The sequence below is a fragment of the Microbacterium sp. CGR2 genome (assembly GCF_003626735.1).
Taxonomy (GTDB): Bacteria; Actinomycetota; Actinomycetes; order Actinomycetales; family Microbacteriaceae; genus Microbacterium.
Genome location: NZ_RBHX01000001.1, coordinates 1,164,444 through 1,187,664, shown reverse-complemented (window position 1 = coordinate 1,187,664; position 23,221 = coordinate 1,164,444). Strand labels below are relative to the sequence as shown.

Below are 23,221 nucleotides of genomic sequence, written 5' to 3'. Positions count from 1 at the left end.
CCACGGCAACCCAGGAAAAGGAATCATGACCAGCACTCCCGCCCAGACGTGGTCGGCCCGCGCCGACACCGCACAGCACAGCCTCGACCACTTCTTCCGCGTCGGAGGTCCGCAGTACCTCGCCAACAGCCACCCGCATGACCGCGGCAACACCGAGGTCTTCAACTACTGGTGGCTGGCCCACGTGATCGATGCACGCACCGACGCCTGGGACCGCTCCGGCGACCCGGCCTGGCGCCAGCTCGCGATCGTCGCACGCGACAACATCGTGGAACGCAACGGCGGACAGCTCTTCAACGACTACTTCGACGACATGCTGTGGTTCGCGCTCGCCCTCGAACGCGTGCACCAGGCCACCGGCGAGCAGCAGTACCTCGACGAGGCCATCGCGATCTGGGACCACGTCATCGCCGAGGGGTGGAACGACACCCTCGGATGGAGCCTCGCGTGGCGCAAGCAGCAGCTCGCCTACAAGAACACTCCGGCGAACGGTCCGCTGGTCATCCTCGGAGTACGTCTCAGCCGCCACGACTCGTCCCGCGACTACCTCGGTTACGCGCAGCTCGCTTTCGAGTGGCTGACCGCCAACCTCGTCAGTGAGAACGGCTTCGTGGAGGACGGTGTCAACCGCAACGAAGACGGCGCCGTCGACACTCAGTGGCGCTTCACCTACAACCAGGGCCTCTACATCGGCGCGGCGGTCGAGTTGTTCACCGCGACGGATGCTCGGCACTACCTCGATCGTGCCGTGCAGACGGCCATGACCGCCGTGCGGGAGCTGAGCGACGGGACCGTGTTCCCCGACGAGGGCGACGGCGGTGACGAGGGGCTCTTCAAGGGTGTCTTCTACCGCTATCTCGGGGAGTTGCTCGCGGTGCTCGCTCGCCTCGCGGAAGACGGGGACGACGAGTTCACGGAGCAGCGCGTCGAGCTGGAGCGCTTCCTGCGAGCCGGCACGGATGCCCTGTGGGAGAACGGCGTCGTCGGCGGACACCTGCGCCCAGGCAACGACTGGTCGAAGGAGCCTGTCGAGTGGATCCCGTACTCGACCATGGTCAGTGCGATCTTCGCGGTCGAGCAGCGGGCGCGACTCGAGGCGCGGGAGGCCGGTGCCGAGTCGAGTGCGACGGCATCGTCCGCTGCGCCCGCGGGCGCCGTGGCCGGCTGACAGCATCCGCCTGTTGACGCGCAGTCGAAACGCACGTGCGAGACGTCTCGCACGTGCGTTTTGGCCTCCGCCGGGCTAGCGCGCTCGCGGCGCCGCCGACGACGACCCGAGCACCAACTCCGTCGGCAGGACGACCTTCTCGATCGCGTGCGGCTCACGGATCTGCCGGCGGACCGACTCGATCGAGGTTGATCCGAGCTCGGTCTGCGCCTGGCGCACGTGCGTGAACCGGAAGAGCTGTGTGTCGAAGAACGCGTCCGGATGGTCGAAGCACACGATCGAGATGTCGGTCGGCACCGCCAACCCGATCCGGTGGCACGCCTCCCGCAGCATCAGCGCTATGTTGTATTCGGCGGCGACGTAGCCGGTGATGTCCGGATGCTGCTGCACGAACTCGACCAGACGCGCGATGTCGTCTTCGGTGGTCTCCGAGCTTCCGGGCACGGTCGAGCCGATGGTCCGGAGCTCAGCCCGGTTCTCCAGCGGCAGATGGTTCATCGCGTGCGCGTGGATGTAGCCGCCTCGCCGGTCGTCGCTGGAGGAGACGTGGCTCGTCGAACTCACGAATCCGACCGTCTGGTGCCCGAGTTCGAGAAGGTGCTCGGTGGCGGCCCGCCCACCGCCGGCGTTGTCGGAGCACACAGCGGACACCGGGATGCCGTCGAAGAGGCGGTCGAGGATCACGACCGGGAACTTCTTCGGAACGAGTTCGAGCGCCGCCGGCGGAATGTACTCCGACGAGCTCGGCAGCAGGAGCAGACCCTCCACCCCTGCATCGATGAGCGCCCGGATGCACGCGTCTTCCTCGGCGAGGTCTCCACCTGACCGCTTGAAGACGACGTGCGTGTCGGCTCCCGCCGCCGCCAGGATGCCCTCGATGACCTTGTTGCCGAAGGTGTCGTCGAAGCTGGTGAGGACGCAGCCGATGAGGCGCGGTCCGCGGTCGGACTCCGATACCGCGCCCGCTGTCGTCGGCGAGGCGCTCGTCACGATGGTGCCGATGCGGGGCCGACGCATGATCATTCCGTCGGCACGGAGCAGCTCCAGTGCGCGCTTCACCGTGATCGGGCTGACCTCGAACTGCTTCGACAGCTCGGCTTCCGACGGCAGCTTCTCGCCGACCGCGTAGGTCCCCTGCGTGATCGAGTCGCGCAACGATTCATACACCCGCTTGTAGAGCACGCTCGTCCGTTCGCCGTGTCAAATAGTTATATTTAATCTACAGCGGCAGCGGTGCGGCGGGCAACGCGCCCCAGACGGATCTCGGCGCGAACGCCTCAGCTCTCGGAGCCCGACTCCGACCGGCGGCTGCCCGCTTCCAGCACGTCTCCGGCGGGGAGCTCCTGGTGGCCGCCGAACTGCAGCCGCATGGCCGACAGCACCTGGTTGGCGAAACGGTCTTCGTCACGCGACGCGAAGCGCTCGAACAGGGATGCCGCGAGCACCGGAACCGGCACTCCGACGTCGACGGCCGCCTTGACCGTCCACCGACCCTCGCCCGAATCGGACACCCGCCCGGCCAGGCCGTCGAGCGTGGGGTTGTCGGTCAACGCGGCGGCGGTCAGGTCGAGCAGCCAGGACGAGACGACCGAGCCGCGACGCCACAGCTCGGCGACCTTCGACGTGTCGATGGGGAACTGGTAGAACTCCGGCTCCTCGAGCGGAGCGATCTCGGCGGAGTGCTGCGCCTCCCGCACACCGGCATCCGCGTTGTGAAGCAGGTTCAGCCCCTCGGCGAGCGCCGCCATGATGCCGTACTCGATGCCGTTGTGCACCATCTTCACGAAGTGTCCGGCCCCGGACGGCCCGCAGTGCAGGTAGCCCTGCTCTTCGGGAGCGAAGTCCCCGGTTCGACCCGGGGTTCGTTCGATCTCGCCCGGTCCGGGGGCGACCGTGCGGAGAATCGGCTCGAGGCGCTGTACCGCAGCATCCGGTCCGCCCACCATGAGGCAGTACCCTCGCTCCAACCCGAAGACGCCGCCACTGGTGCCGACGTCGACGTAGTCGATTCCGCGCTCCCGGAACACGGCAGCCCGCCGGACGTCGTCGCGGTAGTTCGAGTTGCCGCCGTCGATGAGGGTGTCGCCGGGTTCGAGCACCGCAGCGACCTCGTCGGCGACCTTTCCGGTGAGCGATGCGGGCACCATCATCCAGACGGCACGCGGCGCCTGGAGCTTCGCGGCCATGTCGGCCATGCTCTCGGCGCCGACGGCCCCTTCGTCCACCAGAGTCCGCACGGCATCCGCGTTCACGTCGTACACGACGCACTCGTGGCCGTCTCGCATCAGCCGGCGAACGATGTTCGCTCCCATGCGTCCGAGTCCGATCATCGCCAGTTGCATCGCAGTCCCTCCGGTGGTTCTTCTCCGTCGGCCGACGACCGTGTGCCCATCGGCGCTTCTCGACGTGATGTTACGCCCCTGGCACTTCTCCGGAGTGAAGCCGCGGAGGACTCAACCGCCGGAGTTCCGTGCCCCGAGGGCTGCCGCCGGCATCCGCCCTCTCGCCATTCGCACCAGTGCGGCGTTGTCGGTGGCCGTTCGTCCGTCGGGGAACAGCAGGCAGTCCTCCAGCCCGATCCGCGCGTCCAAGCCGAGCTCGACGGCGAGATCGAGCGCGGGCCACGCCGAACGATCCTCTCCGTGGAGCAGGACCGGGATGCTCGGCTCCGCGAGAGCGACATGAGCGATGAGCCCCTCCGCGTGTGCTCGGACCATCTCGGCCGACTCGTCCGGCAGTTCGACCAGCACCCGCAGGCAGTCGCTGCGCGTCGGCGAGCGCTTCCAGGTTTCCAGGCCCGCGCCGTCCCAGATCCCTGCCTCGACGCCGATTCCGCGCCGCCGAAGCAGCGCGGCGACGTGGTCCGCTCCCGCCTCATGCCAATTCACCGAGGCGTAGTCGGGAAGCTGAGTCCAGGCGGAGATCGCAGCGAGTCGGCGCTCGACATCGGGCTCGGCCCACGCCCCGGTGGTGACCCCGATCGGCACGCCCCGACACGCAGCCCGCATCGCCTGCACCCATCCGTCGACGTCCTCCGGCGCCAGGCTGTCCCGGCCGGCGGCATCCTTCGGGTGGACGTGGATCTCCCGCGCTCCGGCCGCCACCGCGCGTGCGGCATCAGCGGCGACAACCGTCGCGTCCGCACTCAACCACGGATGCTGCGCCACGTCCCGCGCTCCGTTGACGCACGCCTGCAGCATCCGCGCGGCGGAACGCCCACGGATCGCCGTCGAATCAGCTGCGGCCATCAACCGATGATGTCTCGCGGGTGGCGGTCATAGGCGCTGTCGTCCTGCGAGGGGCCTTCCTCGGTGCGCACGTTGTGTGCGACCTGGCGCGCGACAGCGGCCCCGCGTCCGACCTTCACCGCTTCCTCCTCGGTTTCGAAGCTGCTCCCCAATGTCAACGATTCACCCTCGATCCGGTTGAACCAGATCCCGTCGCGCTGGTACGTCTCGATATCGCCTGCGGCCATGCCGAATTCCTTTCGTCTGCATCCTTTCTACGAGGGGATGCAGGGAGGCGGGAGCCCCTTGACACACCCGCCTCGACGAGGCGATTCACTGTTTCCGCGCCACGTCAAGCCCTCTGGCAATCCCAGGCAGGTGAACTAACGTCAGGTGAAGCTGGACCCGAATGCCGTGACAGAGGAGTGTGAGATGACGTTTGAAGTGATGTCGCCGACGGCGGCACTGCTCGACGGACGATACATCCTGGAAGACCGCGTCGGCAAAGGCGGCATGGCCACTGTCTATCGCGCCCAGGACACTCATCTCGGCCGCGTCGTGGCGATCAAGATGATCCACGAGGGGGAGGCGGACGGCGAGGAACTCGGCTCCGCAGATCGCGCGCACACGGAGAAGGCCCTTCTCGCATCACTGAGCCATCCCGCGCTCGTGACCCTGTTCGACGCGCAGCTCGAGCCCAAGCGGCCCCAGTACCTCGTCATGGAGTACATCGACGGCCCCACTCTCGCCGAGCGCATGGCAGACGGGCCCATCGGTGCGCGCGAGCTGGCCCGCATCGTCCGCGACCTGGCCGAAGGTCTGGCCGTGGTGCACGCGGCGGGGATCGTCCACCGCGACGTGAAACCGTCGAACGTGCTGATGGCTCCGCGAACCACACGCAGTGGCGGGGCGTGGGCCGCCAAACTCGCCGACTTCGGCATCGCGCACTCGATCGGGAACTCGCGGATGACCTCGCCCGGCATCGTCCTCGGGACGCTCACCTACATGGCGCCCGAGCAGCTCACCGACGCGGATCCGGGAACGCCGGTCGACATCTTCGCTCTCGGCCTGGTCGCCATCGAAGCACTGACAGGCATGTCGGCGTACCCCTCGCTGGGGTCGGGCCGCGCATCCGCCGTCGCCCGCGTGGGGACAGCGCCGGTCATCCCGCCATCGGTGGAGGGCGAGTGGCGCAACCTTCTGGAACGGATGACGCGCCTCGACCCGTCGGAGCGGCCCACCGCCACCGAGGTCGCGCGTGCGGCGCGGGACCTCGCACGCACGGGCGGAGCGGAGACCGATGAGACGGTGGCTTTCGCCGCGGGGGCGGCCGCGGCGGCAGGCGGAGCCGCGGCGGCAGGCGGAGCCGCGGCAGCAGGCGGAGCGGCGGCACCGGGTGGAGCGGGCGCGGCGAACGCGAGCACAGAAGCACACGCGCCATGGGAAACGCGAGCGACGGCGGTACTCGCACCCGTCGATCCGAGCGAGCAGGCACGCTCCTCACGCGTTCGACGCGGAGTGATGATCGGCGCTGCGGCCCTCCTCGTGGTCGGCGGCATCGGAGTCGGCGCGGCAGCCCTCACGCCGCCCGCGGAGCAACTCGGCCGGACGGCATCGGACGTGGCCGTGCGCGCACCTGTAGAGACCACCGAGCCCGTCACCGAGGTGGAGACCGTCGACGAGACCCCCGTCGAAACCGAACGGGAAGCTCCTGTCGAGCCCGTCACCGACCAGGGCAACCAGGGCAACGGCAACGAGGGCAACCAAGGCCAGGGCAACGAGGGCAACGGCAACGGCAACAAGGGTTCGGATAAGAAGGCGGACAACGCCGACAAGCCCAAGGGCAAGGACAAGTAGCCGCCCTGCTATGTACAGATGTCGGGCGATCGGACAGATGTCGGGCCGAATCGGCGATATCTCCCGACAACTGTTGTTCGGCCCGACATCTGCACCCCGCGCCGCCGCCCCCGACGGCTCTCCCACACACCGTCCCGATGCCGAGCGCTGGTAACGTTCCCTAAAATCGCAGGCACCACGGGTCGGAGGGCTGGAATGGGTGAACGAACGCCTCGTCCCACCGTCAAAGAGGTCGCTCGACGAGCGGGCGTCAGCCCCATGACCGTGTCTCGCACGCTCTCCGGCGGGCTGAATGTGAAGCCCGATGTGCAGCAGCGCGTGCTCGAAGCCGTCGCCGAACTCGGCTATCACCGGAATGAGAATGCGCGCAGCATCCGCCCCGGCCACAGCAGCGGGCTCATCGGCGTCGCGATCACGAACATCGCGAACCCGTACTACAGCACCTTCGCGCTGGGCGTCGAAGAGGAGGCGGCTTTGGCCGGCCGGCGGATCCTGCTCGGCAACACCTCCGAAGACGTCGCCCGAGAGGCCGAGCTCGTCGGCGATTTCCTGGGTCGCCGCGTCGACGGGCTCATCGTGGTTCCGGCGGGCGCGAGCTCGGCGCACCTGGCACACTCGCAGAATCAGGGCGTACCCGTGGTTCTCGCCTCTCGCCGTGTCGACGGTCTCGCCGCCGACAGCGTCGTGCTCGCCGATGACGACGGGGCGTTCCGCGGCGTGACTGCTCTGATCGACCGCGGCCACACCCGCATCGGCTATCTGGGCAACACCCTTTCGATCTTCACCGGAGCCCGCCGCCATGCCGGGTTCGTCCGCGCCCTCGAAGCCCGCGGCCTCTCCGTCGATCCGCGGCTCATCGCGACGGATCAGCAGACCGTCGATCAGGCGCGTGACGCGACGCGCGCTCTCCTCCGCGCCAAGAACCCGCCCACGGCCGTCTTCTGCGCCAACAACCGCAACGCGATCGGTGCGCTCAAGGAGATCAGCCATCAGCTGGGTATCGGGCTGCGCACGGCATCCGACTTCCCCGAGCTGATGAGCTTCGATGACTTCGAACTCGCCGAACTCTCCCCCGTGCCGATCAGCGTCATCCATCATGACCCGCGGGAGCTCGGGCGCACCGCGGCACGACTGCTGCTGGATCGGCTCGACGGCGGCGAGCGGGATGCTGCACCTCGCGAGATCGAACTGCCGGTGTCACTCCGGGTCGGGGTGCGGTAGAAGTCCGACCCTTCGCGACGTGCGCGAGAGCTGTCGCTACGGCCGGCGATCGTTGCAGATCGTTGACAGGACTTTCGCTCGTTGATAACGTTACCAATCATCGACGAGGAGGCCGGATGGAACTGTGCATCGATTTCGGAGGCACCGAGATCAAACTCGCTGTCGCCGACCGAGCGCAGGTCATCGCCTCCACGCGGATCCCCGTCACAGGGAGCGTGTCCGACCTCGCCGCCGCGGGCGCCGAAGCTCAGCGGCTCCTCGCCCGGACCGGGCGCACAGCGGACGCCGTCGGCATCGCCGTCCCCGGAGTCGTCGACCCGCGCACAGGACGGATGCTGCACGCCAACGCGAAGTACCACTTCCTCCGAGACTTCGACCTCAGCGCCTGGTCTCTCCGCGAGTTCGGCCATCCGGCCGCCGTCGACAACGACGCCAGAGCGGCACTCGTCGGCGAGACCTCCACGGGAAGCGCGGCAGGCGAGCGCGATGCCGTGCTGATCACGCTCGGCACCGGCATCGGAACGGCGGCCATGATCGACGGTGTCCCTCTGCGCGGACGGACCGGGCATGCCGGCATCCTCGGCGGCCACCTGACGGTCGAGCTCGACGGACCGATCTGCCCGTGTGGGAACGTCGGCTGCGGAGAAGCGCTCGCGAGCACGTGGGCGCTGGGCGACCGAGTGAGCATGGCGGAGGTGTTCTCGGACGACGTCCACCGCACGGTGCGCGAGAGGTTCCTCCACGTCTGGGGTGCCGTCGTCACGACGCTCGTCCACTCGTACGACCCGGAAGTGGTCATCCTCTCCGGCGGCATCCTCCGTGCCGGTGCCGCCGTCCGTGCGCCGATCGAGGCATTCGTGCGCACCCACCTGTGGCCCTCGATGACGATGCCGCGCTTCATCGTCCCTCCCGAACCCGAGCTGTCCGTCGCACGCGGCCTGAGCGTGCTGGCCCGCTCAGGCACTGCCGCTGCTGACACCGCTCGCCCGCACACCGCTCACCCCCAACTGGAGGAAAAGTGACCACCCCCATCAGCGACATGCACGAAGGCCACACGACTCGAGGTCGGTACGACACACAACCCACGGTCGCCCTTCCCGCCGGCGAGCGGATCGTCCGCGGACCGGACGCCTGGCGCGCAGCCGCCGCCCTCGCGGAGGAACGCGCTCGGGTGTCGGGCACGACGCCCGTCCTGCTGGTCGACGCGTATCCCGGCGTCGACGTTCCGGCTCTCACCTCGCAGGTGCGGGCCGCCCTTCCGAACTGGGATTTCCTCGAGGTCGAGACCGCTGCTCGGCCGATCGCCGAGGTCGAAGAACTGATCGCACCCAATCTGACCGACGACCGCGTCTTCGGCGTGATGAGCCATTTCACCCTGACGGACTTCTACGACGAGGTCGCCCTCGACGAGCTCGCTCGCACGGTCGGCGGGAACCCGACCGTCGTCCTCGGCTGGGGTGCTGCCCTCGTGGACTCGCGCATCGACGGCCCTGCCACCACGGTGCTGGTCGATATGGCCCGGTGGGAGATACAGCTGCGCCAGCGGAGAGGTGCCACCAATTGGCGCGCCGACAACGCCGGCGAGGACAACCTGCGCAAGTACAAGCGCGGGTTCTTCGTGGAGTGGCGCGTCGCCGACCGCCACAAGCGCGGACTCTTCGACACGGTCGACTTCGTCGTCGACGGCAACGCGATCGCACCGGCGGAGGCGCATGCGGACTCGCCGGACGCCGGCATGATCACCGGCACGGCGTTCCGGCAGGCGCTGGAGGATGCCGCCACTCGGCCACTTCGCGTCGTGCCGTTCTTCGACCCCGGCGTCTGGGGTGGCCAGTGGATGAAGAATCTCATCGGACTGGACCCGTCGAAGGACAACTACGCCTGGTGCTTCGACTGCGTGCCGGAAGAGAACTCCCTCCTGCTCGAAGGCGACGGCGGTGTCATCGAGATCCCTGCGCTGGACCTCGTGTTCAGCCGTCCTGTCGACCTCCTCGGCGCGAAGACCTTCGCTCGCTTCGGCGCCGAGTTCCCGATCCGCTTCGACTTCCTCGACACGATGCAGGGCGGAAACCTCAGCCTGCAGGTGCACCCGCTCACCGATTACATCCAGAACACCTTCGGGATGCACTACACGCAGGACGAGAGCTATTACATGCTCGATGTCGGAGATGACGCGATCGTCTACCTCGGCACCAAGGAAGGCGTCGACCGTTCCGCGATGCTGCAGGATCTCGCGACTGCTCAGGACGGCGATCATCCGTTCCCGGCAGAGAAGTACATCAACGCCTTCCCGGCGCGCAAGCACGATCACTTCGCGATCCCGGCGGGCACCGTGCACTGCTCCGGCGCGAACTCGATGGTGCTGGAGATCTCGGCGACGCCGTTCATCTTCACCTTCAAGCTCTGGGACTGGGGCCGCGTCGGCCTCGACGGCATCCCCCGTCCTGTGCACCTCGACCATGGCGCCCGCAACATCCAGTGGGATCGTGACACCGCATGGGTGGAACAGAATCTGGTCGGACAGGTGGAGACGATCCGCACGGACGGCGGAGTGACGGAAGAACGCACCGGCCTCCACGAACTCGAGTTCATCGAGGTGCGCCGCCATTGGTTCAACGACGCCGCCGATCACGACACCGACGGCACGGTCAACGTGCTCAATCTCGTCGAAGGAGACGAGGTTCGCGTGGTCAGCCCGACCGCAGCGTTCGAGCCGTTCGTGATCCACTACGCCGAGACGTTCATCATCCCGGCCGCCGTGGGCGCGTACCGCATCGAGCGCACCGAGCATTCGCGAAGCGCGCGTTTCGCGACCGTCAAGGCCTACGTGCGCGGTTCGCGCACGAGCGACAACTGAACACAGCGCAGAACGGCACGACGCAGCATCGGTACGCCCGCTCCACCCCCGCAAGAGCTGCCCGAGGCAGGAATCTCTTGCACCGCACTCATCACCTTGGTAGCGTGAACCCAGATTTCTGGTAACGATACCAAACGAACAAGGGAGTTCAGAATGATTTCGCGACGCACGATCGCCGCCGCCGCGGCCGGTCTCATCCTCGGCGGTATGGTCCTGTCCGGCTGCTCCGGCGACTCCGGCTCCGGCTCGGACGGCGGAGAGGTCTCCGGGACCCTCGACTTCTACACCGACAAGGCGGCCTGGAAACCAGACTTCGAGTCTCTCAACGAGGTGAGCGGCGAAGCCGCCGACATCACGCTCAAGACGACCGGATACTCCGACGCCAACCAGTACGACGCCTTCATCAAACAGTCCTTCCGCACGGCGAAATCCCCCGGTCTCTTCACCTGGCACACCGGCGATTCGCTCAAGGAGCTCGTCGACGAGGGCCTGGTCGCCGAGACGACCGACATCTGGACGAAGGCCGTCGACGAGGGCTGGGTGAGCGAAGACCTCCGCGACAGCTACACCTTCGACGACAAGCAGTACTGCGTGCCGATGAACATCGCCTACTGGATCATGTTCTACAACAAGGCCGCCTTCGCCGACAACGGCATCGAAGTGCCGACGACCTGGGACGACCTCGACGCCGCAGCCGAGACGCTGAAGGACGCCGGAGTCACCCCGTACTACCAGACCAGCGTGCTGTTCACGTTCCAGTGGTTCCAGCACCTGGTCGCATCGACCGACCCCGAGCTGTACGCCGGACTCACCACCGGCGAGGTGAAGTACACCGACCCCGAGATCGTCGACGTCATGAACCTCTGGCTCGAAGAGCAGGAGAAGGGCTGGTTCAGCGACGCCGGCAGCACCACCGATCCCGCGGTCGGCCTCAAGCAAGGCGACTACGCGATGATCAACTTCGGAACGTTCTTCGCGGGCAACCTCGAAGGCGCGGGCATGACCGCCGACGACTACGGCATGTTCGCGATCCCGGCCGTGAACGGCGACCTCGACGCCACACCGGTGGCAGTGGAATCCGGGCCGATCTGCACCGCCGAGAACTCGAAGCAGCGCGACCTCGGCCTCGCGTACTCCGAATGGTGGATGTCGCCCGACGCGCAGACCGCCTGGAACGAGGCGCACGGCGACGTCGCCTTCAACCCGAAGACGGAGGTGTCCGACCCGGCACTCGCCGAACTCGGCACCGAGATCGCCGGTGACGACCACGAGCTCTACGACCGGTTCTTCGAGGCGATGCCCACCGAGATCGTGACCACGGCCATCGAGCAGTTCGGCGCGTTCAACGCCAACCCCGGCGACCCGATGCCCTACCTGGAGAAGATCCAGGCGACGGCTGACAAGTACTGGGCAGAGCAGGAGTAGTCGAGCGGATGGCGCACCAGAAGACGCCGTACCAGTGGTCCGCCCGGGGCTTCATCGCCCCGGGCGTGCTCCTGGTCGCAGTCCTGCTCTACCTGCCCCTGCTGTGGACGATCTTCCTCAGCTTCACGGACTACAACGGGCTCGGCAGCCCCGAGTGGATCGGCTTCGACAACTACGTCGAGATGTTGACCGATGGAGACTTCGTCGGGTCGGCGATGAACACCGTGCTCTGGGTGATCGGCACCCTGATCATCCCCGTCGGGATCGGTCTCACGATCGCGCTGCTCACCTGGAACCTCCGCGGCGGCATCTGGTTGCGCCTCCCCTTCCTCATCCCCTACGCCCTCTCCGGCATCGGCGTCGGCGTCGTCTGGTCGTTCATCCTCTCGTCCGGGGGTGCACTGGATCAGGCCCTCGGCGCGTTCGGCATCACCGATCCGCCGCGGTGGCTGCTGGATGCTCCGCTCAACACGGTCGTCATGATCATCGCCTCGTCGTGGCAGGGGGTCGGCGTGAACGCGCTGCTGTTCACCATCGGCCTGCAGGCGATCCCGAAGGAGCCCCTCGAGGCTGCGCGGATCGACGGCGCCGGTGGCGTCCGTCTGTTCACCAGCATCCTCTGGCCCATGCTCCGGCCGCTCACGGCTGTCGTCGTCGGGCTCTCGATCGTCGCCAGCCTGAAGACCTTCGACATCGTCTGGGGCATGACCAAAGGCGGCCCCGGCACCGTCTCGGAGACCCTCGCGCTGACCATGTACAAGGAGACCTTCGTCAACAGCGACTACGGGCTCGGCTCCGCGATCGCGGTGTTCCTCACCGTCATCACCCTGATCGCCTCGGTGCTCTACCTGCGTCAGCAGCTCTCCCCGAAGAACGAGATGTGACCATGTCCAAGATCATCAGAACCGCCGTCCTCGTCATCCTCGGATTCATCTGGCTGCTGCCGGCGTACCTCCTGGTCGTGAACGCGATGAAGGATCCGCTCACGTTCACGTCGAAGGAGTCGTGGATCCCCACCGACTTCCACCTGTTCGAGAACTTCGCCGACGCGTTCACGCTCTCGGGGCTCGGCAACAGCATCCTGAGCACGCTGGTGTACTCGATCGTCTCGCCGACGATCGCCGTGCTCGTCGGCGCCGCGGCCGGGTTCGCGATCGTGGCCCTGCGGCTGAAGCGCGGCTTCCTCTGGTTCGTCGTGATCTTCGGCGGCACCGTCTTCCCCCTGCAGATGGTGCTGCTGCCGCTGTTCGACGCCTACTCCCGAATCGGCCTCTTCGACACCCGCGTGGGGATGGTGATCATCTACACCGTGATCTCCATCCCGTTCTCGGCCTTCGTGATGCGGAACTTCTTCACCGGGGTCGCGCACAACGTGTTCGAAGCGGCCGTGCTCGACGGCGCCACCACCTGGCGCATCTTCCTGCGCCTGTATCTGCCGATGGCATCGAGCGCGCTGGTCGCGATCTTCATCCTGCAGGCGACCTTCGTCTGGAACGATCTCCTCCTCGGACTCACGCTCAGCCAGTCCGATGACATCCGTCCGATCATCACGACCCTGTCCGGCATGCAGAGCACCTACGGCGGTGCGCAGATGTCGGTCGTGCTCGCTGCGGCGGTGCTCGTCTCGCTGCCGACAGTCGTGCTCTTCCTCTGCACGCAGAGGTTCTTCGCCAAGGGCCTCGCGCTCGGCCAGTACTGACGTCCACCCACCGCTCCTGCTGAAAGGCATCATGCATCCGCTCATCCCCACCGTCGAGGACCTCGCCGCCGATGCGGTCACGCACCACTACGACGACATGATGGCGCCGACCGGGCTGACGAACATGCTCGGGACGGTGCGGGTCGACCACGACCTGACCGCCCTGAGCGCGGTGCAGTTCCCGCCGATCTCGCAAGGGCTGACCCAGACCGCCGTCCTCTTCGTCGACGGACGGCTGTTCGCCTCGTACGGAGTGCCGGTGACCCACGAGTGGCGTCCCGACCGGGTGGTGCGGCGAGCGTCCGTCGGCGAACTCGAGATCGTCACGACGACGGTGTGCGTACCAGGACAGACTGCCGTCGCCATCGACATCGCGGTGTCGAACTCCGGAGCATCCGACCGCGAGGTGCGCCTCGGCCTGTCGTCCGCCGCGCGGGCCACCCGGTCTCCCGAGGCGTGGCTCGACGCCGAGTCGCCGTCGGAGCGTGACGCCGCATCGGTCGACGGCGAGCGGATCGTCTTCTCGTCGACGGACGCCGGGGCGTGGAGCATCCAGGGTCTCCTCGGCGGTGCGGCATCGCTGAGCGGCGTCGCCGAGCTGCCCGAGGCGTTCGACACCGGTATCGGCGGAAACGGCCGGGGTGGCGAGCTGATCATGACTCTCGCGGTGCCCGCGGGCGGCACCGCACGCACCGGCTACGTGCAGGCGGTCGGTCGCTCAGAAGCGGATGCCGCCGAAGCCTATGCTGCCGTCGCCGCCGACATTCCTGCCGCGCTCGAGGCGGCAGAGGAGTTCTGGAACCGTCAGCTGCGCGCGGCCTTCACCGCCGAAGACGGGGAGTTCTCCGGTTCGCTGCCTGTGCTGGAGACGGCCTCGGTTCCGCTTCGGCGCCTGTACTGGTGGGCGGTGCTCGGCGTCATCTGGTTCCGCCGCGACTTCGCCGGGAACGTGCTCGGCCGGTCGTACGACACCCTCATGCCCAACTACTGGGGCACGACGACCTTCATCTGGGACTACAGCCTCAGCTCGGTCAGTCACGCCCTGCTCGACCCCGTGGAGATGCGCAATCAGGTGCGGCACTGGATCTCGCTCGACATCCATTCCCACTTCGGGACGTCGTCACTGACCGGCGGTCCGGTGGGGCGCTGGTACTCGGTCAACGACTACGCCATGACCCGACTCGTGCATGACTACGTGCGCTTCACGGGCGATGCGGCCTTCCTCGACGAGGTCGTCGGCGACCACACCGTGGCCGAGTCGGTGCGACAGTGGGCAACCGCCTGGAAAGCCCTTCGTCACGACTCTCCGCTCGCCGACTACGGCGAGATCGACAACCTGCTCGAGTGCGTGAGCTCGTACACGCACGAGGTCGCGAGCCTCAACGCGGCGAACGTCTGGAGCATGCGGACGGCCGCCGCGCTCTCCGAACTGCAGGGCGACGCCGAGTCATCGGCAGCACTGCGGGCGGATGCCGAAGCACTGCTGCCCGCCGTGATCGACCGCTACCTCGGCGACGGCATCTTCTCTGCCGGCCAACCCGACGGCACGCGGCTTCCGGTGCGGCACTGCTACGACTTCAGTGTCGTGGGCACCACCGTGGCCGATGATCTCGCACCTCGCGTCCGCACCGAGATGGTCGACTTCTTCCAGCGCGAGCTGCAGACGGAGAACTGGATGCGCGCGCTCTCGCCGTGGGACCCGGACGCCAGCTACAGCCCTCGACCCGACCATCAGTGGAACGGCGCGTATCCGGCATGGCCCGCTGACGCGGGTCGAGCTCTCGCCGCTCTCGGCGCCCCTGAGGTGCTCACCGACTGGATCGCAGGGCTCTCGCGCACGGCGAACCAAGGACCGATGGGACAGGCCCACTTCGTCGAGGAGGCCGTGCCGGGCATCAACGGCGGCGCACGCAAGGCCCCTCCGCAACTGCCGTACATCATCGACTGGTCCTGCTCCTCATCCGGAGCGTGGGTCGAGCTCGTGATCGACGCCCTGTTCGGCGTCTCCGTCGACGCCGACGGAACGATCCGCGCGGCCGGGTGCGTGGCAGCGCTCGACCCGGACGCCCGCCTGCGCGGTCTGCGCGTGGGGGAGCGGATGTACGACGTCGACGCCTCGGGAGGTGTCACCCCGAGTCCCGGTCGTTGAGCGAGCGAAGCGAGACGAAACGCCCATACCCCGCAGCACCCACGAACACGAAGGAGTGATCGACATGAGAAGACGCACGATCGCGGCAGCCCTTGCCGCAGCATCCCTCTGCGCCGGCGCGCTGTTAGCCGCCCCGGCGAGCGCAGCAGTGCCGACGAGCGCCGGCGACCGAAACGGTTCGAGTGGTCAGTGCTCGCTGACCGACCGGACACTCACGGCGACGGCGAGCATCAACCAGCCGCTCACCGAGCAGTTCACGACCTACGGCAACACCGGCGGCGAGTGGACCGGAGGCGACAGCACCTACTCACTGCCGCTGGGGAAGGGAAAGACGGGCTGGTTCTTCTCCGACACGTTCCTCGGCACGGTGAACCCCGACGGTTCCCGCCCGACCGATTCGCCGTTCGTGAACAACTCGGTGGTCGTACAGGACCGGCGGGGCGGATTGCAGACGATCACCGGCGGAACGCCGGACGCCCCGGCGGGGATCATCCCGCCCGAGGCCGACGGTAGCTGGTACTGGATCGGCGACCCGACGCCCGGCGCCAAGGGGACGGTGCAGGTGCCGCTGCTGCAGTTCGAACGGACGGGCACCGGCAGCTTCGACTTCCGGTGGACGGCCAATCGTCTCGCCACTCTCGACGGTGACAGCCTGCAGCTCGAAGCCATCACCGACCTTCCCTCGGCGACCGGGATCAACTGGGGCTCGTGGACTCTCGAAGAGGGCCGCACGACCTACATCTACGGTGTCGCAGACCCCGGCGGTGTCCGTTCCGGCTACGTCGCGCGCACCGAGGGGAAGCAGGGCATCGCGGGCACCTGGACGTACTGGGACGGCTCGGGCTGGTCGACGGAAGAAGCGGATGCCGTGCCGGTCGCGCCGTACGTCGCGAACGAGTTCAGTGTGGCGAAGTTCCGCGACGGCTATCTGCTCGTCACGCAGGACACATCCGAGATCTTCAGCACCCGTATCGTCGCCCGCACCTCCTGCTCGCCGACGGGACCGTTCAGCGAGCCGGTCGAACTGTATCGGACACCGGAGACCGGGACCTTCGGCAGCTACGGCGACCCGGACGTGTTCACCTACAACGCTCATGAGCATCCGAATCTGCGTCAGGGCAACCGCATCCTCGTCACGTACAACGTCAACACCTTCGACAACGTCGGTGACGTCTACGACGACGCGTCCATCTACCGACCGCGTTTCATCGACGTGCAGCTGGACGTGAGCCGATGACAGACGACCGTGCGGCGCTCCGGGGGCTCCTTGCCTCCGGAGCGCCGCTCACGTGGGTGTTCACCGGTGACTCGATCACCCACGGCCTGATCCACACCCGAGGCGCCCGGAACTACGTCGATCATCTGCACGAGCTGACCCGCGGCGACCTGGGGCGGGTGCAGGACGTGGTCATCAACACGGCGATCACCGGATGGCGTGCCGACCTCGTCCTGGGCGACTTCGAGCGGCGCGTCGCCGCCTGGCGACCCGACGTCGTCACGGTGATGATCGGGACGAACGACTGCACGACCGAGTGGCTGGATCCGGTGATCGAGGTCGATGCGTTCGCGGAGTCGGTCACGGAGTTGGTCCGCCGGGTGCGACGGCTCGGTGCCGTCCCGGTGCTTCAGACGCCGCCCACGGTCGATCTGCGGCATGCACCCGACCGCGCGCGGGTCGGGGAGTTCGCGCAGGCGATCCGTCGCGTCGCCGACCGGGATGCCGTCATCCTGGTCGATCAGCACACCCGCTTCGCGGAGTTCTCGGCGGGCACGGGGCCCGGCAACGAGGGGGTCGCGTGGGGATTGTTCGACGACGCGTTCCACCCGAACGCCGCCGGGCACGCGTTCCTGGCGCTCGGTCTCGCCGAGGCGCTGGGTCTCGATACGGCCGACTCCCGGGTACTCACCGACCTCACCGCGCGGGTGGCCGTGGCGCGGCATCCGCTCTGGCCGCCCGTCTGACGTTCCGCTTTCCGGTGGCCGGGTACACCTGTCGGGAGAAAGCACAGATGTCGGGCGGCATCCCGCGTTGCCGCCCGACACCTGTCTTCTGGCCCGACAGGTGTGCCCGACCTGGCTGTCAGGCCCGGACGTCGAGCACCCAGGTCACGCCGAAGCGGTCGGTCAGCATGCCGAAACCGGCCGACCACGCGGAGGCGGCGAGCGGCTCGATGACGTCGGCGCCCTCGGACAAGCCGTCCCAGTAGCGGGCGAGCTCGTCGAGCGACGGGGCGCTCAGCGACTGGAAGAACGTGCGGTCCGTGACGGTGGTGCCGTTCTCCCGCCGGGTCGAACCGGCGGTCGCCGCAGCATCCGACTCGTCGTGGCCGGGGATGTCGTAGGCCATCAGACGGATGCCGTCGGCGCTCTCGATCTGCCCGAAGACGACCTTGTCAACGCCCGGGACCCCGGCGGGCATGCCGAAGTCGCCGTACGTGGCGACGGTGACCTCTCCCCCGAAGACGGACTGGTAGAACTCGAGCGCCTGCCGAGCGGTGCCGCGGAAGTTGTTGAGTGGTGGTGGTGACAGTCATGGTGTGTCCTTCGGTGCGAGGTGTCGTGACGGTGGAAGCGCCGTCGGGATCAACGATCACAGCAGAAGAGGTCAGTTTCGGTCCTCTTCTCGGCGCACAATGGAGGCATGACCGGAAGCTCCGCACGCATGCTCGCTCTGCTGTCGCTGCTGCAGACGCAGCGGGACTGGCCGGGGCACGTGCTCGCCGAGCGCCTCGACGTCAGTCCCCGCACGGTGCGCCGCGACGTCGACCGCCTACGCGAGCTCGGGTACCGGATCGGCGCGATCAAGGGACCCGACGGCGGTTACCGCCTGGCGGCCGGATCGGAGCTGCCGCCCCTGCTGTTCGACGACGCGCAGGCGGTCGCGATCGCCGTCGCCCTGCAGAACGTGCCGTCGAGCGGCATCGACATCGACGAGGCCGCGGCACGGGCGCTGGCCACCGTGCGACAGGTGATGCCTTCGCGGCTGCGGCATCGTGTCGACGGGATCCGCTTCTCCGGCACCGAGAGCTCGACGCGAGTCGATGCCGCCGTTCTGGAAGCGGTGAGTGCCGCGGTGAGAGAAAGTCGGATGCTGCGCTTCGACTACGGAGATGACGACGCACCCGCCCGCCGTACGGAGCCGCACGAGATCGTCGCTCGTGAGGGTCGCTGGTACCTGGTCGCGTGGGACCTCGAGGCCGATGACTGGCGCACCTTCCGGCTCGACCGACTGCGCCCGCGCATCCCCACCGGCCCGTCGTTCACGCCTCGCCCGCTGCCGGGTGGGAATGCCCAGACCTACCTGGCCGCGCGAGCGAAGGGCTCGGACAACGAAGACCGCTGGCCCTGCGTCGGCGTGGTGGTCATCGAGCTCCCGGCCCGGGAGGTCGCGCCGTGGGTCGCCGACGGAGAACTCGAGGAGATCGACGCTCACTCGTGCCGGGTGACCGTCGGTTCCTGGTCGTGGACCGGGGTCCTCGCCTCGGTCGCCCGCTTCGACGCGCCCTTCACCGTGGAAGGGCCGCCGCCCCTGGCGGAAGCCGCCCGCCTCCTCGCGCTCCGCTTCGCCGCAGCATCCGCGTGACGGTTGCGCCCTCGCACCCGCCACGGGACCGCCGCTCTGAGCCCCGGTAGACTGAAACCGCCCCGCCGGCCCCTTCCTTTGGAGTGCGCGTGACCACCGCCCCTGCACCTGTCCACAAGCACGTCCCCGACTCCGTCGAGAACGCGACCGCGACCCCCGAGAAGGAGCAGCCGTACGGTGCGCTCGGCCTCAAGGACGACGAGTACGCGCGCATCAAGGAGATCCTGGGCCGCCGTCCCACCAGCGGCGAGCTGGCGATGTACTCGGTCATGTGGTCGGAGCACTGCTCCTACAAGTCGTCGAAGAACTACCTGCGCCGCTTCGGCCAGAAGGTCTCCGACGAGATGAAGGAACGCCTGATGGTCGGCATGGGCCAGAACGCGGGCGTCATCGACGTCGGCGAGGGCTGGGCCGTCACCTTCAAGGCCGAGTCGCACAACCACCCCTCCTTCATCGAGCCGTTCCAGGGCGCGGCCACGGGTGTCGGCGGCATCGTCCGCGACATCATCTCGATGGGCGCCCGCCCGGTCGCCGTCATGGACGCGCTGCGCTTCGGCGCCGTCGACCACCCCGACACCGCCCGCGTCGTGCATGGCGTGACCAGCGGCATCAGCTTCTACGGCAACTGCCTCGGCCTGCCGAACATCGGCGGCGAGACCGTCTTCGATTCCGTCTACCAGGCCAACCCTCTCGTCAACGCGCTGGCGGTCGGTGTGCTCCGCCATGAAGACCTCAAGCTCGCCAACGCGACCGGCGTCGGCAACAAGGTCGTCCTCTTCGGCGCCCGCACCGGTGGCGACGGCATCGGCGGCGCCAGCATCCTGGCATCCGACTCGTTCGACAGCACCGGCCCGACGAAGCGCCCGGCCGTGCAGGTCGGCGACCCCTTCGCCGAGAAGGTGCTCATCGAGTGCTGCCTCGAGCTCTACCGCGGCGAACTCGTCGAGGCGATCCAGGATCTCGGCGCTGCCGGCATCTCCTGCGCGACCAGCGAGCTCGCCGCCAACGGCAACAGCGGCATGAAGGTCTCGCTCGACAACGTGCTGCTGCGCGACCCGTCGCTCACGGCCGAGGAGATCCTCATGTCGGAGTCGCAGGAGCGCATGATGGCGATCGTCGCTCCCGAGAAGCTCGACGCCTTCCTCGAGGTCGTGAACAAGTGGGAGGTCGAGACCTCCGTGCTCGGAGAGGTCACCGGCGACGGCCGCCTCATCATCGACTGGCAGGGCGAGCGCATCGTCGACGTCGACCCGTCGACCGTCGCCGTCGACGGCCCCGTGTACGACCGTCCGGTCGCCTACCCGACGTGGATCGACGCACTCCAGGCGGATGCTGCCGAGAACCTGCCGCGCGCGAACGACCCCGAGACGCTGCGTGAGCAGTTCCTCGCGCTGGTCGGTTCGCCGAACCTGGCCGACACGAGCTGGATCACCAACCAGTACGACTACTACGTGCTCGGAAACACCGCTCTGAGCTTCCCCGACGACGCCGGCATGATCCGCGTCGACGAGGAGTCGGGCCTCGGCTTCGCGATCTCGACCGACGCCAACGGCCGGTACTGCCAGCTCGACCCGTACGCCGGTGCGCAGCTGGCGCTCGCCGAGGCCTACCGCAACGTCGCCGTCACCGGTGCCACGCCCACGGCGATCACCGACTGCCTGAACTTCGGCTCGCCCGAGAACCCCGAGGTCATGTGGCAGTTCGGGCAGACGGTCGATGGCCTCGCCGACGGATGCTACGAACTGGGCACCCCGGTCACCGGCGGCAACGTCTCGTTCTACAACCAGACCGGCGACGTGCCGATCCACCCGACGCCGCTCGTCGGCGTGCTCGGCATCATCGACGACGTGTCCCGCCGCATTCCTTCGGGCTGGCAGGACATCGGCCAGAACATCTACCTGCTCGGCACGACTTCGACCGAACTCTCCGGCTCGGCGTGGGCCGACGTCGTGCACGACCACCTGGGCGGGCTGCCGCCGAAGGTCGACCTCGCGGGCGAGAAGCGTCTCGCCGGGCTGCTCGCCGCGGCTCGTGACGAGTGGCTGATCTCGTCAGCGCACGACCTGTCGGAAGGCGGCCTGGGTCAGGCCCTCGCCGAGGGTGTCATGCGTTTCGGCGTCGGCGCGCGCGTCTGGCTGAACGAGATCATCGAGCGCGACGGTGTGGATGCGGCATCCGCTCTGTTCTCGGAATCGACCGGTCGCGTGCTCGTGACCGTGCCGCGCGAAGACGACGTGAAGTTCCAGGGCCTCTGCGAAGGACGCGGCTACCCCGTCGCGCGCATCGGCGTGACCGACAGCGAACCGCAGCTCGAGGTGCAGGACGTCTTCACGGCCTCGGTCGCTGAGCTGCGCGAGCGCTCGAAGGCCACGCTGCCCTCGTACTTCGGTCCGACCGTCGCCGAGCCGGCGCCCGCCGCCGCTGAGTGAGCGAAGCGAGACGAAACGCATGACCACCGACATCCTCGACCTCGGTCGTTGAGCGAGCGAAGCGAGACGAAACGCATGAGTGACGTGAGCCGGCAGAACCCGAACGACGAGGACTACGGCGACCTCGGCGAGAAGCGCAACCGTCGAATCCGCATCGTCGCATGGACGGTCATCATCGCGCTGATCCTCGGTGGTGGCGGAGCGACGGTGCTCACGATCATCTTCGGCTGACCCGGTCGTCGAGCGAGCCTGCGAACGAAACGCCCCAGCCACCCTCCCCGGTCGTCGAGCGAGCGAAGCGAGACGAAACACCTCACCCTCCCTTCTCCTGCACCGCGTGCCGGCGCCGCAGAGTTGTCCCCCGGCGTCGTAGCCGGACACCGCTGGTGGGAGCACCCCCGCGGAAGATATGAGGCACCGCAACCAAGGGGGATCTCATGAACGAAGCGAAGCTCGACCTCGTCGCAAAGCTGTTGGCGAAGGCCGAGACGACGACGCCCGAAGAAGCCGAAGCGCTCACCGAACACGCCGAGCGCCTGATCGTGAAGTACGGCATCGAACAGGCGCGCTTGGACGAACGTCGCGGGCGCCTGGGGCAGACGCAGGAGGAGGTCGTGCAGGAGCGGATCGTCTTCACCGGCAGCTACGCGCGCGATCTGCGCGAGGTCGGCAGCGGCGTGGCGTTGGCACTCGACACCGTGCGCCCTCTCCATGCAGATCAGGGCGAGTTCTCGATCCTGTATCTCGTGGGATTCTCGTCCGATGCGCAGCAGGCGGCCACGTTGACTCAGAGTCTGCAGGTGCAGGCCATGGTCGCCATGCGGTCATGGTGGGCCGCACATCGAGACGCCTACCAGTGGCACTCCGAAAGCGAGAAGCGACGGGCGCGGAGTGGATTCATCCGCGGTTTCGGCGCCGGCGCGGCAGGTCGCATCCGAGAGAGTCGGCGCACCATCATCGAGGAGTCGGGCAGCGGAACCGATCTGGTCCTGGCCTCTCGCCGCGATCGGGTGGATGCTGCCGTCGACCGGCTGGCTACCCGCAGAGGCCGTGCGCGGCAGGGCCCCGACGCCGGGGCATATGTCCACGGCCATCGCTCGGGCCGCGAGGCGCACACCGGCGAGCGCGCCGTGACCGCCGGGCGGGGGCTCACGCGGTGACACCCGCCCCCGAGCTGCCGACAAGGGGTGCTGCAGCGTCGGAGGCGGTGCCTAGAGTGTGGGGATGACCGCCGATCTGCGCACGCTGCTGCAGGAACTGCGGGTGCAGGCACAGGCACGCGTGGCCACGACGTCGTCCGCACTCGCCGAACTCATGCGCGACCGCGAGGGCTCGAACGACGACGACGAGCATGACCCCGAGGGCGTCACGCTCTCATCGGAGTGGTCGCGTCTGACGGGACTCGCCGAGGCCGCGGTATCCGAACTGCGTCAGGTCGACGACGCGCTCGCGCGAATGGATGCCGGCATCTACGGCATCTGTGCGAACTGCGGTCGCCCGATCCCGCACGCACGCCTGGAGGTGCGCCCGTTCGCGATCCATTGCGTCGCCTGCGCCGAGAAGCTCGGGCGCTGACGGGAGTTCTGGGCGCACGGGCTCGACCCGC

At 67.9% G+C, this 23,221-nt stretch carries 20 protein-coding genes and 1 pseudogene; 16 read left to right on the top strand and 5 right to left on the bottom strand.

Annotated elements, in window-relative coordinates; translation table 11 throughout:
- Positions 1-25: 25 nt before the first annotated feature.
- Positions 26-1,168: a glycoside hydrolase family 76 protein gene (locus D7252_RS05985; RefSeq protein ID WP_183055195.1), complete on the top strand. Its 1,143-nt coding sequence runs from the start codon at positions 26-28 to the stop codon at positions 1,166-1,168.
- Positions 1,169-1,243: 75 nt separating this feature from the next.
- Here the strand turns inward: D7252_RS05985 and D7252_RS05980 are convergent, their stop codons facing one another.
- The 4 genes from D7252_RS05980 to D7252_RS05965 form a co-directional block, all read right to left on the bottom strand.
- Positions 1,244-2,350 (bottom strand): GntR family transcriptional regulator, encoded by a 1,107-nt coding sequence (locus tag D7252_RS05980; RefSeq protein WP_120774547.1) that lies wholly within the window; start codon positions 2,348-2,350, stop codon positions 1,244-1,246.
- A 95-nt stretch (positions 2,351-2,445) separates the two neighbouring features.
- Complete coding sequence (gene gnd / locus D7252_RS05975) at positions 2,446-3,510, bottom strand: phosphogluconate dehydrogenase (NAD(+)-dependent, decarboxylating) (protein WP_120774546.1); 1,065 nt, start codon at positions 3,508-3,510, stop codon at positions 2,446-2,448.
- A 111-nt stretch (positions 3,511-3,621) separates the two neighbouring features.
- Positions 3,622-4,416 carry a 3-keto-5-aminohexanoate cleavage protein gene (locus tag D7252_RS05970; protein WP_251050645.1) on the bottom strand — a complete coding sequence of 265 codons (795 nt, stop codon included), beginning with the start codon at positions 4,414-4,416 and terminating at the stop codon, positions 3,622-3,624.
- The gene (locus D7252_RS05965) at positions 4,416-4,643 is read right to left on the bottom strand and encodes a DUF2188 domain-containing protein (protein WP_120774545.1); all 228 of its coding nucleotides are present in this window, start codon (positions 4,641-4,643) and stop codon (positions 4,416-4,418) included. Before D7252_RS05965 ends, D7252_RS05970 begins: the two co-directional genes overlap by 1 nt.
- A gap of 184 nt (positions 4,644-4,827) precedes the next feature.
- Here D7252_RS05965 and D7252_RS05960 point away from each other — a divergent pair, with 184 nt between their 5' ends.
- The 10 genes from D7252_RS05960 to D7252_RS05915 all read left to right on the top strand — a co-directional run bounded on the left by D7252_RS05960 (position 4,828) and on the right by D7252_RS05915 (position 17,565).
- Positions 4,828-6,252, top strand: coding sequence for a serine/threonine-protein kinase (locus D7252_RS05960; RefSeq protein ID WP_120774544.1), 1,425 nt, complete (start codon positions 4,828-4,830; stop codon positions 6,250-6,252).
- A 195-nt stretch (positions 6,253-6,447) separates the two neighbouring features.
- Positions 6,448-7,473 carry a LacI family DNA-binding transcriptional regulator gene (locus D7252_RS05955; protein WP_120774543.1) on the top strand — a complete coding sequence of 342 codons (1,026 nt, stop codon included), beginning with the start codon at positions 6,448-6,450 and terminating at the stop codon, positions 7,471-7,473.
- A gap of 116 nt (positions 7,474-7,589) precedes the next feature.
- A complete protein-coding gene (locus D7252_RS05950) occupies positions 7,590-8,495 on the top strand; it encodes an ROK family protein (protein WP_120774542.1) in 906 nt (301 codons plus the stop codon).
- A complete protein-coding gene (locus D7252_RS05945; protein ID WP_120774541.1) occupies positions 8,492-10,330 on the top strand; it encodes a class I mannose-6-phosphate isomerase in 1,839 nt (612 codons plus the stop codon). Before D7252_RS05950 ends, D7252_RS05945 begins: the two co-directional genes overlap by 4 nt.
- Before the next feature lie 153 nt (positions 10,331-10,483).
- Positions 10,484-11,755: an ABC transporter substrate-binding protein gene (locus D7252_RS05940; RefSeq protein WP_120774540.1), complete on the top strand. Its 1,272-nt coding sequence runs from the start codon at positions 10,484-10,486 to the stop codon at positions 11,753-11,755.
- Between the two features lie 8 nt (positions 11,756-11,763).
- Positions 11,764-12,639 carry a carbohydrate ABC transporter permease gene (locus D7252_RS05935; protein WP_120774539.1) on the top strand — a complete coding sequence of 292 codons (876 nt, stop codon included), beginning with the start codon at positions 11,764-11,766 and terminating at the stop codon, positions 12,637-12,639.
- A gap of 2 nt (positions 12,640-12,641) precedes the next feature.
- Entirely contained in the window at positions 12,642-13,454 is an 813-nt protein-coding gene (locus D7252_RS05930; RefSeq protein ID WP_120774538.1) for a carbohydrate ABC transporter permease, read from the top strand.
- A 31-nt stretch (positions 13,455-13,485) separates the two neighbouring features.
- The gene (locus tag D7252_RS05925) at positions 13,486-15,603 is read left to right on the top strand and encodes a hypothetical protein (RefSeq protein ID WP_215110903.1); all 2,118 of its coding nucleotides are present in this window, start codon (positions 13,486-13,488) and stop codon (positions 15,601-15,603) included.
- Between the two features lie 64 nt (positions 15,604-15,667).
- Entirely contained in the window at positions 15,668-16,840 is a 1,173-nt protein-coding gene (locus D7252_RS05920; RefSeq protein WP_251050643.1) for a DUF4185 domain-containing protein, read from the top strand.
- Complete coding sequence (locus tag D7252_RS05915) at positions 16,837-17,565, top strand: SGNH/GDSL hydrolase family protein (protein ID WP_120774536.1); 729 nt, start codon at positions 16,837-16,839, stop codon at positions 17,563-17,565. Before D7252_RS05920 ends, D7252_RS05915 begins: the two co-directional genes overlap by 4 nt.
- 118 nt (positions 17,566-17,683) lie before the next feature.
- Here the strand turns inward: D7252_RS05915 and D7252_RS05910 are convergent.
- Positions 17,684-18,137, bottom strand: a pseudogene (locus D7252_RS05910) (VOC family protein).
- Positions 18,138-18,244: 107 nt separating this feature from the next.
- Between D7252_RS05910 and D7252_RS05905 the strand changes: the two are divergent.
- The 5 genes from D7252_RS05905 to D7252_RS05890 all read left to right on the top strand — a co-directional run bounded on the left by D7252_RS05905 (position 18,245) and on the right by D7252_RS05890 (position 23,190).
- Complete coding sequence (locus D7252_RS05905; RefSeq protein ID WP_120774534.1) at positions 18,245-19,186, top strand: YafY family protein; 942 nt, start codon at positions 18,245-18,247, stop codon at positions 19,184-19,186.
- Positions 19,187-19,275: 89 nt separating this feature from the next.
- Positions 19,276-21,615 (top strand): phosphoribosylformylglycinamidine synthase subunit PurL, encoded by a 2,340-nt coding sequence (gene purL / locus D7252_RS05900; RefSeq protein WP_120774533.1) that lies wholly within the window; start codon positions 19,276-19,278, stop codon positions 21,613-21,615.
- Between the two features lie 75 nt (positions 21,616-21,690).
- Positions 21,691-21,846, top strand: a complete 156-nt coding sequence (locus D7252_RS19945) for a hypothetical protein (RefSeq protein ID WP_183055194.1) — start codon at positions 21,691-21,693, stop codon at positions 21,844-21,846.
- 206 nt (positions 21,847-22,052) lie between these two features.
- A complete protein-coding gene (locus tag D7252_RS05895) occupies positions 22,053-22,775 on the top strand; it encodes a DUF2786 domain-containing protein (RefSeq protein WP_120774532.1) in 723 nt (240 codons plus the stop codon).
- A gap of 64 nt (positions 22,776-22,839) precedes the next feature.
- Positions 22,840-23,190 (top strand): TraR/DksA C4-type zinc finger protein, encoded by a 351-nt coding sequence (locus D7252_RS05890; RefSeq protein WP_120774531.1) that lies wholly within the window; start codon positions 22,840-22,842, stop codon positions 23,188-23,190.
- Positions 23,191-23,221 lie beyond the last annotated feature (31 nt).

Bases quoted from the DNA above. Each gene is read 5' to 3' on its own strand.
- D7252_RS05985 (WP_183055195.1), top strand. From the start codon at position 26: ATGACCAGCACTCCCGCCCAGACGTGGTCGGCCCGCGCCGACACCGCA.
- gnd (WP_120774546.1), bottom strand. From the start codon at position 3,510: ATGCAACTGGCGATGATCGGACTCGGACGCATGGGAGCGAACATCGTT.
- D7252_RS05970 (WP_251050645.1), bottom strand. From the start codon at position 4,416: ATGGCCGCAGCTGATTCGACGGCGATCCGTGGGCGTTCCGCCGCGCGG.
- D7252_RS05965 (WP_120774545.1), bottom strand. From the start codon at position 4,643: ATGGCCGCAGGCGATATCGAGACGTACCAGCGCGACGGGATCTGGTTC.
- D7252_RS05960 (WP_120774544.1), top strand. From the start codon at position 4,828: ATGACGTTTGAAGTGATGTCGCCGACGGCGGCACTGCTCGACGGACGA.
- D7252_RS05955 (WP_120774543.1), top strand. From the start codon at position 6,448: ATGGGTGAACGAACGCCTCGTCCCACCGTCAAAGAGGTCGCTCGACGA.
- D7252_RS05950 (WP_120774542.1), top strand. From the start codon at position 7,590: ATGGAACTGTGCATCGATTTCGGAGGCACCGAGATCAAACTCGCTGTC.
- D7252_RS05940 (WP_120774540.1), top strand. From the start codon at position 10,484: ATGATTTCGCGACGCACGATCGCCGCCGCCGCGGCCGGTCTCATCCTC.
- D7252_RS05935 (WP_120774539.1), top strand. From the start codon at position 11,764: ATGGCGCACCAGAAGACGCCGTACCAGTGGTCCGCCCGGGGCTTCATC.
- D7252_RS05930 (WP_120774538.1), top strand. From the start codon at position 12,642: ATGTCCAAGATCATCAGAACCGCCGTCCTCGTCATCCTCGGATTCATC.
- D7252_RS05925 (WP_215110903.1), top strand. From the start codon at position 13,486: ATGCATCCGCTCATCCCCACCGTCGAGGACCTCGCCGCCGATGCGGTC.
- D7252_RS05920 (WP_251050643.1), top strand. From the start codon at position 15,668: ATGAGAAGACGCACGATCGCGGCAGCCCTTGCCGCAGCATCCCTCTGC.
- D7252_RS05915 (WP_120774536.1), top strand. From the start codon at position 16,837: ATGACAGACGACCGTGCGGCGCTCCGGGGGCTCCTTGCCTCCGGAGCG.
- D7252_RS05905 (WP_120774534.1), top strand. From the start codon at position 18,245: ATGACCGGAAGCTCCGCACGCATGCTCGCTCTGCTGTCGCTGCTGCAG.
- D7252_RS19945 (WP_183055194.1), top strand. From the start codon at position 21,691: ATGAGTGACGTGAGCCGGCAGAACCCGAACGACGAGGACTACGGCGAC.
- D7252_RS05895 (WP_120774532.1), top strand. From the start codon at position 22,053: ATGAACGAAGCGAAGCTCGACCTCGTCGCAAAGCTGTTGGCGAAGGCC.
- D7252_RS05890 (WP_120774531.1), top strand. From the start codon at position 22,840: ATGACCGCCGATCTGCGCACGCTGCTGCAGGAACTGCGGGTGCAGGCA.